General features: G+C 67.0%; 8 protein-coding genes. 4 read left to right on the top strand and 4 right to left on the bottom strand.

The annotated features are described in order from the left end of the window. The 3 genes from IEY36_RS23240 to IEY36_RS23230 form a co-directional block, all read left to right on the top strand. Positions 1-1,308 (top strand): putative bifunctional diguanylate cyclase/phosphodiesterase (locus IEY36_RS23240; RefSeq protein WP_229681520.1); only part of this gene is annotated, 1,308 nt, incomplete at its 5' end. 46 nt (positions 1,309-1,354) lie between these two features. Beyond that, on the top strand, positions 1,355-1,567 hold the full coding sequence (locus IEY36_RS23235) for a hypothetical protein (RefSeq protein ID WP_188971338.1): 213 nt from the start codon (positions 1,355-1,357) through the stop codon (positions 1,565-1,567). 162 nt (positions 1,568-1,729) lie between these two features. Continuing rightward, complete coding sequence (locus IEY36_RS23230; RefSeq protein WP_188971336.1) at positions 1,730-1,897, top strand: hypothetical protein; 168 nt, start codon at positions 1,730-1,732, stop codon at positions 1,895-1,897. A gap of 110 nt (positions 1,898-2,007) precedes the next feature. Here IEY36_RS23230 and IEY36_RS23225 read toward each other — a convergent pair whose 3' ends face one another. From IEY36_RS23225 to IEY36_RS23215, 3 genes are all read right to left on the bottom strand, one after another. Next, the gene (locus IEY36_RS23225; protein WP_188971334.1) at positions 2,008-2,784 is read right to left on the bottom strand and encodes a flavin monoamine oxidase family protein; all 777 of its coding nucleotides are present in this window, start codon (positions 2,782-2,784) and stop codon (positions 2,008-2,010) included. Between the two features lie 126 nt (positions 2,785-2,910). Continuing rightward, entirely contained in the window at positions 2,911-3,210 is a 300-nt protein-coding gene (locus IEY36_RS23220; protein WP_188971325.1) for a hypothetical protein, read from the bottom strand. Between the two features lie 449 nt (positions 3,211-3,659). Next, positions 3,660-3,959, bottom strand: a complete 300-nt coding sequence (locus IEY36_RS23215; protein ID WP_188971323.1) for a hypothetical protein — start codon at positions 3,957-3,959, stop codon at positions 3,660-3,662. Between the two features lie 97 nt (positions 3,960-4,056). Between IEY36_RS23215 and IEY36_RS23210 the strand changes: the two genes are divergently transcribed. After that, positions 4,057-5,613 carry a winged helix-turn-helix domain-containing tetratricopeptide repeat protein gene (locus IEY36_RS23210; RefSeq protein ID WP_188971321.1) on the top strand — a complete coding sequence of 519 codons (1,557 nt, stop codon included), beginning with the start codon at positions 4,057-4,059 and terminating at the stop codon, positions 5,611-5,613. 371 nt (positions 5,614-5,984) lie between these two features. Here IEY36_RS23210 and IEY36_RS23205 read toward each other — a convergent pair whose 3' ends face one another. Then, on the bottom strand, positions 5,985-6,185 hold the full coding sequence (locus IEY36_RS23205) for a hypothetical protein (protein ID WP_188971319.1): 201 nt from the start codon (positions 6,183-6,185) through the stop codon (positions 5,985-5,987). Positions 6,186-6,566 lie beyond the last annotated feature (381 nt).

Genomic DNA, 6,566 nt, shown 5'->3' with positions numbered 1-6,566 from the left:
ACTCTCCTGGGGGTTACGATGAGCCAGAAATCCTCCGTTCCTCAACGCCGCCGTTCTGTCTCAAGGGTGCTGACGCCGGACAGACTCACCCAGCTTAGCGCGGAGGGGTCGGCGCTGCTCGTGATCAAGGTCGACGTCTCGCGATTCCACGACATTAACAGTGGCTTCGGCTACGACTCGGGCGACGCTCTGCTGGCGCAGGTTGCAGAGCGGCTCCGCAGCCTGTTCGCCGAAGCCGTCGGGCGGGTCGGGGGCAATGAGTTCGCTGTCGTGTACCGTCTTGCCGGGAGCGAGGACGCCGAAGCGACCGTCGCAATCGTCTCCGCTGTCTCGGCACCGCGCCACATCCTGCCGGGCGCCGTCGTCAACGCCCGCTTCGCCATCGGCTATGTCGTCGGCGGTCCAAGCAGCGATCCTCTGACGCTGCTCCGCCGGGCCGGCACGGCGCTTCACAAGTCCCGAGCAACGCCGCTACGCGAGGTTCGGAGGTTCGACAACGAAAGCGATGAACGGTCGTGGAAGCGGATCCGGCTCGCCAACGAACTGCAGTTGGCGGTGTCGAACGGCGACTTTGCTTTCGACTATCAGCCCAAAGTCGAACTCGCGACCGGCAACCTGGTCGTTGCGGAGGCCCTTCTGCGCTGGAAGCATCCGCTTTTTGGCCTGCAGATGCCGGATCGGTTCATCGAACTGGCTGAAAACACGGGGTTGATCGTCGACATCGGCACCTCGGGGGTTCGCGCGGCCGCCGCCTTCGCGGCGCGGCTGGAACGAGACGGCGCGCCGTCGCCGCGCATCTCGGTGAATGTCTCTGCAACGGAGTTTGTCCATCGCGACATGATCAGCTTCATCACCGCGATTCTTGAGGAGACGGGCGCCAATCCGCGATCCCTGACCCTCGAACTCACCGAATCCCTCATGGCCGAGCCCACGGTGCGGATGCAGCAGAGGCTTCGCGCGCTCCGGGATCTCGGCGTGGGGCTGTCGATCGATGACTTCGGGACAGGCTATTCCAGCCTGCGTTACCTCGAGACGCTTCCGGTCACCGAGATCAAGATCGATCGTGGGTTCGTACAGTCGATGGCAGAGAGCGCGACGAAGCGCATTATCGTCGAGGCTGTCGTCCGGCTCGGGCAGCAACTGGGCGCGGAGGTTGTCGCAGAGGGGATCGAGACGGAAGCCGAGCGAGCAATGTTGTGCGACATTGGATGTCCCTACGGTCAGGGGTACCTGTTCAGTCCGCCGTTGCCGCCACAGGCGTTCCTCGATCTTGTTGGCAGTGGCCGGCCGCTTGGAACGGTTCGCTGAGGCCGTGTCCCATCGGGTTCTCTAACCGAGGTCGTCGAGCGGATCGATGATCGGCACCGCCGGGCGCATGGTTCTCTTCTTGGTCGGCGAGCGCCGCCACACCATGGCCTTGGGTGGGTTCGGGTGGGCCACCGCACCGTCGATCGAGAATCTCGCCGCCGCGCTGCAGGTCATTGCCGAGCACGTCGGCATGTCCAGGGCGGAGGCCGAGACGCTGGTCCGGTCGCCGCGCCTTGCCGCAGTGGCCGAGCGCATCTGAGCAAGCCCACCACCAGCTTCTGAGGTCCCGACATGACGAAAGTGTAGCAGGTGGCGCGGCGCGTCGGACAAAGGTGACAAGCTGGCCTTCAGCTTTGCGGGACGGCTGGTGTGAAAGCATCCCGACGCGCTGCTACCGCAGTCGGGGCAGCGGGATTTCGCGGTGGTAGTGTCGTGGGATCTGCCGAGCCTGGCGCTGGGGGCGACGGCGCTCATCGACGTCACGGTGAGCGGGGCGCGGGCGGGCAACCTGGCGGAGGCGTCGCTGGTGTCGTCGACGCGGTCCACTGAGGTTGATGCGGCGGTGTGGTCGAACAACACGTGCGCGTGATGCCGCGGAACATCTCCGCGTCCACGTTCGACCTGGCGGCGGCCACGCTGTCGGTGGGGGTTGTGAAGCGGCGAGTGCTGTGATGCTGGAGCGTGCCTTCGCCTCCCTCATTACGCGGCACGGCCAGGCACGGCGATCTGCTGCAACACCCCTGCGGCGGCGCGAGAGGCGGTATCAATCGCGCCCGCCAGGTAGCCGGGGTCGGTCGCGCCGGTCTCACTCCCTGCGAGCGACAGGCGGTCCCGCCATGCGCCGCTTACCCACGGCCCGCGCTGCGGCACGGGATGGGCCCCGCCGCGCCGGTCATCCGCAGTCGCGGTGAAGACCTCGGCGGTCCAATCCATCAACAGCGTCGCCACGGCACGCCTGGCCTCGTCTCCGAACAGCCGCACGAGTTGATCAAGGCAGGCGCGGGTCAGCAGCACCGTACCCGCCGTCTTGCGCCGATCTGCGTCGATGCCGAGAAAGCCGAACAGCGCCGCCGCGCCCGAAGCGCTTGTCGCGTCGTGGATCTCGCCCATCGGACCTACCGCGCTCTGCGCCATGCCAGACAGGCCGGCCAAGCGCCAGAAGGGGCTGTCATAGACTGCGATGAACTTTGCGTGCGGCGCCATCCAGGTCGGCGTGTCGCGCCAGCGCAGCCGGATGGCGGGATCGATGGCCGGCTCGAAAGTAATGCTCGCCTCGAGCAACCTCGACGGCAGCGCGGCAATCACCTGCGATGCAAGAACGCTATCGTCCCCGCCGTCAGCCTGAGCGAGCGTCAACCGGACATGGTCACCATCAAGGGCGATCCGCGTGACCCACGAGGCAAGTTGAATGGAGCCCTCAGGCAAGCCGCCCGCCAGCGCGCGCACCAGCGCGCCCGTACCGCCCGCAACCCGCATGGAGCGAGGCTCCTGCCGGGATCCGGCGAAGCGCTGCGGCGGGCGGCTCGGCATCCGATTTCTGGGGCGCGCAACATGCGGCACGAATGCCGCCAGGCGGGGAAATGATGGTCCTGCCACCCGGAATCAGGTGACGCTGAGAATCACCATGCCAAACGTCGTCACAAGGCGCGCGAGACCGGCCCAGTGACGCGGGCCGGAAAACCGACCGGCGGAACGCCAGACGCCAACCGCGGCGACGATGTTGTAGGGCACCGACAGCCCGTAACCGACGACCAGAGCCGCAATCGGTTGGCCCTGCATGACCAGGACCAGGAATCCCAGGCTTGTTGAGATGTTGACGGCCAAGCCACCAATCACCGCCCAATTCCAGAAGGCAACCTCAAGCGGCAAATGACCAAGCCAGAGGGCGTTGAGCCGTCTCATGGCGAGAGCGTAAGGGGATACATGGTGCGCTTTCGGTTTGCGACGGGGCGCGGGCAAAGTTTGCAGCTAACAGTTTGAAGCAGCGCGAAAAGACTGAAAACGGCAAACCACACTTTTCGCCTGACATTAGCGATGTTTCGCGCTTCCGCCCCCCCGCATACAGCAGGCCCAGGAAGGACCCTGCGGCTCGCGAGCCACGCTTCGGATTGTCTGGCTCAGTGGCTCGCTCGCCACCGCCGCGTCGCATCATCTCGACGTGGCGCGGTCATAGCCCCGACGATTCGCGCGCCGCTACAGGGTGAATTGTAACAGCGTCGGCGGGCAATCGAGACGCGGCCTTCTGGCCGGTTCGGCCGTCAGCCGAGTCCGACCCGACGCGGTCCTTCGTGCGAGCAGGACCGCTCCTGTCCCGAACAGGCTTTGCCCCCTGCGCGCAGCATCGCGCTCGCTCACGGCCGCCACATGATCCCGCCATAGCCCCAGATCGGCGCCTGCCCGATCTGATCGGCGCGGACACCCGCATCGCGCAGATCCGGCGCCGAAAGCCGCGCCGAAGGGGTCATCGCGCGCAGCAGCGCATCCGGCCGCAGCGGCTGGGCCAATCCGAGCAGGCGCATCGTCGCCCGCCGTAGGACGGGCCGGCCGGCGCTCTCGGTCGGTGTCGCGAGGCAGGCGTCGGCGTGGTGCTGGCTAATCGGGAGCTCCTGGGTTCGTCCGGTCGGCGGGCTGCCTTCCGTGGACCCAACCATCGCCCCGACCACCCGCCTGCGTCCTGAGCGCACGCCGATGTCGCGCCGATGCCCGGCGTATGCTTTGGTGATGACGCACTGAACCACCCGGAGCGCCATGGACGAGGCGAAGGGCGGACCGGCCCTGCGGATTGGCGGCGTGACGCTCGACACCGGGCGCGGCTGCCTGCCCGGCGCCGACGGCGCCGAGATCGCGCTGGCCCCCAAGCCCTTCGACCTGCTCGTCATGCTGGCCCGCAACCCCGGGCGGACGCTCAGCAAGGACGCGCTGCTCGACGCGATCTGGCCCGGCGTGCACGTCACCGAGGATAGCCTCGTCCAGGCGGTACGCACGGCGCGGCGCGCCATCGGCGACGAGGCTGGGCAGGTGCTGCGCTCGGTCCCTCGCCGCGGCTATCTGCTGGAGGCGGCGGCGGAACCTGCTCCGGCACCCGCCCCGGCGCCGTCGCCGGCCGCGGCGCCGACGATGGTGCCGCTCGATCGCCCCGCTCTGGCGGTGCTGCCCTTCGCCAATCTCAGCAGCGACGCCGAGCAGGAGTATTTCTCGGACGGGATCACCGACGAACTGATCACCCAGCTCTCCCGCGCGCGCTGGTTCTACGTCATCGCCCGCAACTCCAGCTTCACCTATAAGGGCCGCGCCGTGGATCCTCGCCAGGTCGGGCGCGATCTCGGCGTGCGCTACGTGCTGGAAGGCAGCGTCCGCCGCGCGGCAGGCCGGGTGCGCATCACCTGCCAGCTCATCGATGCCGAGACCGGCTACCAGCTCTGGGCCGAGCGGTTCGACGGCGAACTGGACGACATCTTCGAGTTGCAGGACCGGGTCGCCGAAGCCGTCGCCGGCGCCATCGAGCCGAGCCTGCAGCACGCGGAGATCCGGCGGGCGCAAGCCAAGCCGACGGAAAGCCTGACCGCGTACGATCTGCTGCTCCAGGCCATGCACTGCCAGCGCACCCTGACCAGGGAGGGAAACGCAAAGGCACTGGCTCTGCTTCGAGCCGCGCTTCAACTCGATCCCGACTTCGCCTTCGGCAAGGCGCAGCTGGCCTTCCTGACCATCGCCCTCACCGTGAACGCCTGGGGCGACGACGCGACGGAGGAGGAGGGCGCCCGGTGCGCCCGCGAGGCGATTGCCAGCAGCCGGGAGGACCCCCTCGCTCTCGCCCTCGCGGCCTTCGCCCTGGCCTTCTATACGGCCGAATATTCGACCGCGCGTGCTGCCGCGAAGCGTGCCCAGGCGTTGAATCCGAACTCGGCGCAGATCGCGGTCAGCGCAGGCTGGGTCTACAACTTCAACAGCGAGCCGAGCGTCGCGATTGAGGCATTCCACCGGGCGATCCGTCTCAGCCCCCTCGATCCGGCGATCGAATACATGTACGTGGGGCTGTCGTCGGTGCATGTCGCGCTGGGCGATCTTGCGGGCGCGCTCGAATGGGCCGAACGCGCCGTGCAGGGCGCGCCGAACCATTCGCCTTGCCATCGCTACGTCATCATCGCGAACTGGCTGCTGGGCCGCGAGGAAGCTGCCCGCGCGGCAGCGGCACGTATGCTGGCCTTGTTTCCCACCGCCCGCGCTCAGATCCGTCGCTATCGCGACACGGCATTCCGCGAGAAGCTCGTCGGCGCGCTGGTCGCCGCGGGCATCCCCGAATAGCGCTTCCTTTAGGGCGCTTACATCTGTGTGGGTATCCGTACCCTTCCAAAGGACCGCTTTCGGCACATCTCGGTTGTCTCGGGCCCCGCTGACCAGCCCATCCTTGCTGCTGCACTCCTCGCCGACTGCGAGATGCCCAGCCGCGGATTGCAGCCCGCGCACGCTCGGCTGTATCTCTCGTAGCTACCAGCGCAACCATGGTGGCTTTCGCCTGCTTCACAGCGGCTGGCTCGCTGGTGTCAACGCCGGACACCTGCTCCTCCTCATCAGGCCACCTTCGGCGCCATTGCTGCCAATGTCTCGGTTCGCCTGGTCAGAGTATGCCATGCATGCGACGGCCCCACCCTCGCCGGCATTCTTGCCGGTGAGAGTCAGGCCTTCGTTACGATCGCTGCCGGCCTTCGCGCCGGCACAGCGGACTGAGACGGAACCGCTTCCTCGTCCGTCACATTGGCGTCACGCTTGCGGTCAAGCATCCAGGCTCCGGTTCCGATATGGACCGCTCGCATCCAGGCATGCATCCCACCGAGCCACATACCAACAATCGGGTTCGTCACCATCAAGGTGCTCATTGTTTCCTCCAAATAATCTATGGAACGCGTATGGCCGCGGAAGAAACAAGCCCGCGCGTCCTGAAGCAACAACGCGCATGATATTACGCAGTTGCACTGGATCGATTATTCGTCGAACCACGCTGGCGAAACGCTCGCAGTACTTCATCCGACGGCAGGCCAGCGCGCGCGTGCCCTGGTGCCGTCCTCGTTGCGGCCAAGGGAGGATCGAGACGATCATCGCGGCAGAGACCACCGCGCGGCGCTGCTACGCGATGGAGATCGCTCCACGCTACGTGGTCGTCGCCGTGCTGCGCTGGCAGGCGCCGACGGGGAAGGCGGCAACCACGAGCGGAGCTTCGGTGACACGTCCACGGTGCGTGCGCTAAACCCGGCGCGATC

It is taken from the genome of Neoroseomonas lacus, assembly GCF_014644535.1.
Taxonomy (GTDB): Bacteria; Pseudomonadota; Alphaproteobacteria; order Acetobacterales; family Acetobacteraceae; genus Neoroseomonas; species Neoroseomonas lacus.
Note: the sequence above shows the minus strand (reverse complement) of the source record. Positions and strands in the feature narration are given on the sequence as shown.

Excerpts from the sequence above, each read along its gene's own strand:
- IEY36_RS23235 (WP_188971338.1), top strand. The coding sequence starts at position 1,355 with ATGATCGGCACCGCCGGGCGCATGGTTCTCTTCTTGGTCGGCGAGCGC.
- IEY36_RS23225 (WP_188971334.1), bottom strand. The coding sequence starts at position 2,784 with ATGCGGGTTGCGGGCGGTACGGGCGCGCTGGTGCGCGCGCTGGCGGGC.
- IEY36_RS23220 (WP_188971325.1), bottom strand. The coding sequence starts at position 3,210 with ATGAGACGGCTCAACGCCCTCTGGCTTGGTCATTTGCCGCTTGAGGTT.
- IEY36_RS23215 (WP_188971323.1), bottom strand. The coding sequence starts at position 3,959 with ATGGTTGGGTCCACGGAAGGCAGCCCGCCGACCGGACGAACCCAGGAG.
- IEY36_RS23210 (WP_188971321.1), top strand. The coding sequence starts at position 4,057 with ATGGACGAGGCGAAGGGCGGACCGGCCCTGCGGATTGGCGGCGTGACG.
- IEY36_RS23205 (WP_188971319.1), bottom strand. The coding sequence starts at position 6,185 with ATGAGCACCTTGATGGTGACGAACCCGATTGTTGGTATGTGGCTCGGT.